Origin of the sequence: Cobetia sp. SIMBA_158 (genome assembly GCF_046566945.1) — a bacterium.
Classification (GTDB): domain Bacteria; phylum Pseudomonadota; class Gammaproteobacteria; order Pseudomonadales; family Halomonadaceae; genus Cobetia; species Cobetia amphilecti.
The window spans coordinates 1-313 of the sequence record NZ_JAWJYL010000179.1 but is presented as its reverse complement, the minus strand read 5'-3'; the positions used below and the strand labels follow the sequence as shown (position 1 = coordinate 313).

The window sequence follows — 313 nt, the reverse complement described above, 5'->3', positions numbered from 1 at the left end:
TATACAAGTAATTCCATTCACCCAAAAGCAGGATTTTTAGTAGGATGGGCATTATTATTGGATTACATTTTTTCTCCGATTATTGCCATTCTTACAATTGGCATTTTTATGAATGCCGAATTTCCTTATAAAACAAAAACCTCGCCTAATGATCGCCTTTATCAATTAGCCACAAAGCCTGCAAAACCAGGTTTAGTTCGGGTTCTAGATGGTGTTGCGATTGAAGTGGAAGTTTGGGATATGCCAGTTTCACAATTAGGTGTCTTTATGAAACAAAATCCCGCACCTCTTGGAATCGGGAAGGTCATGCTGG

The 313-nt window shown here is 38.7% G+C and carries 1 pseudogene; it reads left to right on the top strand.

The annotated features are described in order from the left end of the window. Positions 1 to 313 (top strand): annotated as a pseudogene (locus R2R70_RS19540) (hypothetical protein); the annotation flags it as partial.